Source organism: Flavobacteriales bacterium, assembly GCA_013001705.1.
Lineage (GTDB): Bacteria > Bacteroidota > Bacteroidia > Flavobacteriales_D > JABDKJ01 > JABDLZ01.
In genome coordinates, this window is the sequence record JABDLZ010000266.1 from 1 (window position 1) to 2,569 (window position 2,569).

Consider the following 2,569-nt stretch of genomic DNA (forward strand, 5'->3'; position numbering starts at 1 on the left):
GGTCTGCACCTGCCATCTCAGCTGCAATGGCTCCATCTTCCACACCCATGGTGTAGGTGTCGCCTATGGGCAGGAATGCTGCGTTCAGATCGTGATAACGACCGATGAGTTCCATATCCATGGTCAATGCGGTATCGCCTGCATAATAGAACTCCGTATCACCGGACTTCAATATGAATCCGACCGGGTTTCCCCCATAGGTCCCATCTGGAAGCACACTGGAATGCACGGCATTGACGCATTTGACTGTGATATCTCCCATTCGTGCCGATCCTCCGTGGTTCAGTTCCACCACATTTTCCACGCCTTGCCCTTTGACCCACGTAGCAACTTCATAGTTGGCTACCACGGTGCATCCCGTGCGTTTGGCGATACTCACGGCATCCTGCACATGATCCATGTGTCCATGGGTCAGCAGCATATAGTCGCATTCCACAGTCATAGGGTCGGTATCACAGGCCGGATTGTCCGAGAAGAAGGGGTCCATCAAAAGACGAGAACCCGCTAGCTCGAAAAGGAATGTGGAATGGCCGTAGAATGTTACTCGCATGCACTGTGGCTGTAGTTAACAAATTTGACCAATTTTCACCCCTGCTTCGGGCTCTATGCGCTTGTTTTGCCAAAGCTTTTTGAACATGGAATTGTTAATTGAAGAAGGATGATCGGAATCGTCAGCGGGACCAATAGAGCGGATAATCTGTCGTGTCAGATTGCCAATCTCTACGCCCAATTACTTGAGAATGAAGGAGCTGAACATGTCTTGATCGATCTGCGTGATCTGCCGAGGGATATCGCTTTCGCAGAGACATATGGAGAACGCAGTGCGGATTATACGCGGCAATTCGTACAACCCATGGAGGACTGTGAGAAATTCGTCTTCGTGATACCGGAGTATAATGGCGGATTTCCAGGAATTCTCAAACTATTCATCGACTCCATTCCTCCCCGGGCCTTCTATTACAAGAAAGCCGGTCTGATAGGACTTTCCAATGGCAGAGGAGGGGCGGCCCGTGCGATGGACCAGTTCTCCAATGTGCTCAATTATCTCCGGGTCGATGTCATTGCCCAGAAACCTAAGCTTTCAGCTATCCATCAAGCACTGGGAAAAGAAGGCGACCTCATGGATGAGGAATACGCGACACGTTTGAAAGAACACGTCAAGAAGATGCTGGCCTTTTAAAGGGTCAGCAATAGTCCAGGAGATACTTCAATTCGGTCGTTCCCAGTACCATGCGCTCCTTGGTCTTCGCGCTCCATTTGATGAGTCGGATCTGACCATCTGCCAATTCCAGTCCCGTGATATCCCCATCTCCGTAAGAGCAGCAACCGCTATTGAAATAGAAGGGCTTGGGATGCTCCACATCCAATGATTCTCCTTCGTCCAACTGGATCTGAAGGAGTTTCTTCTCCAATTCGGCAATGGTCGCTGCGGTCTCCTCGCTCGGAGTTGTTTGCTGCTGAGACTGTAAGAAGGTGAGTTCTTGCCGGATGCGGTCGGCATGGGTGAATGACATAAAGACCGGATGATGGGTATGACCACAGATGATCACCTTGTCCTGGCGGTCGGCCCAGTTGTACATGGCCTGGTCATGGGCCGATTTGAGCTTGATGTTATTGGCAGGTGTAGAAAGTGGTACACGGAACAGCCGCTGGATGTTCCGCCAGATAAATCGTACAAAAAGCCGACTTATCCAGGCTAATCGGTCGCTATTGAGGGTGCCTTGATGCCCATGTACCAAGAGGATCTCCAGGCACTTCGCTCCCCGACTGAGTTCCAGGACGATCCCTTCATGCACGTTGATCTTGGGAAACAACCAGCCCAGATGACGGCTGATCTGGCCGGCCACGCGCCAATCGTCATCGTGATTGCCCCAGATGCGATGCAGCCTGCCTTTGTCAAAGAAGGACTTCTCGGCTTGAAGCACATTGCGGTATTTGGCCATGACATGGAGCGGGGTATTCTCCCAGAATTCCTCTACATCACCCAGCAGACAGAGGGAATATCCTTCTTTCTCATAGTGTCGGAGAGCCTTGAGATAGTTCTTCTCGCAAGGTGCGAAGTCATCAGCACCATCCCTGGTCCCTCGATGATGATCGGAGAAGATGATCCAGCGCAGGGAATCCGGATCGGTCTGGATTCGACTTGCTGAATGGTAGCTGCGGTCCAAGGCCCGCTGTATCCTATCCGGTCGTTCTGCCATAGGCGTTTTCAAAGATATCTCTGTAAAACAATAGGACCTCGAATTCATGTCGAGTGGAGATATTCCTTTGATTGCACAGGAAAATCACTACCGATGACATCCGGATATACAGGTCTGGTCATAGCTGCATATTTCCTTCTGCTGATCATCGTTTCACGCTTGACCGCAGGCAAAGGGGACAACAGCACCTTCTTCACCGGTGGGCGGAATGCCCACTGGATGGTGGTGGCCTTCGGTATGATAGGCGCGTCCTTGAGCGGTGTGACCTTCATCTCGGTCCCAGGTTGGGTGGCCGATAGCCAGTTCGCCTATATGCAGATGGTGCTGGGCTACATCGTAGGCTATGCCTTGATCGCTGGCGTGCTCCT

At 51.5% G+C, this 2,569-nt stretch carries 4 protein-coding genes; 2 read left to right on the plus strand and 2 right to left on the minus strand.

Annotation, left to right across the window (positions count from 1 at the left end; genetic code table 11):
• Positions 1 to 550: metal-dependent hydrolase (locus HKN79_10685; GenBank protein NNC84032.1), on the minus strand; the 550-nt coding region annotated here is incomplete at its 3' end.
• Between the two features lie 108 nt (positions 551 to 658).
• On the opposite strand from HKN79_10685, the gene HKN79_10690 reads away from it, so the two are divergent.
• On the plus strand, positions 659 to 1,180 hold the full coding sequence (locus tag HKN79_10690) for an NAD(P)H-dependent oxidoreductase (GenBank protein NNC84033.1): 522 nt from the start codon (positions 659 to 661) through the stop codon (positions 1,178 to 1,180).
• A 4-nt stretch (positions 1,181 to 1,184) separates the two neighbouring features.
• Here HKN79_10690 and HKN79_10695 read toward each other — a convergent pair whose 3' ends face one another.
• A complete protein-coding gene (locus HKN79_10695; GenBank protein NNC84034.1) occupies positions 1,185 to 2,201 on the minus strand; it encodes a metallophosphoesterase in 1,017 nt (338 codons plus the stop codon).
• Between the two features lie 93 nt (positions 2,202 to 2,294).
• On the opposite strand from HKN79_10695, the gene HKN79_10700 reads away from it, so the two are divergent.
• The coding region (locus HKN79_10700; GenBank protein NNC84035.1) for a sodium:solute symporter at positions 2,295 to 2,569 on the plus strand (275 nt) is incomplete at its 3' end.

Coding starts and splice junctions, on each gene's coding strand:
- HKN79_10690 (NNC84033.1), top strand. CDS start 659: ATGATCGGAATCGTCAGCGGGACCAATAGAGCGGATAATCTGTCGTGT.
- HKN79_10695 (NNC84034.1), bottom strand. CDS start 2,201: ATGGCAGAACGACCGGATAGGATACAGCGGGCCTTGGACCGCAGCTAC.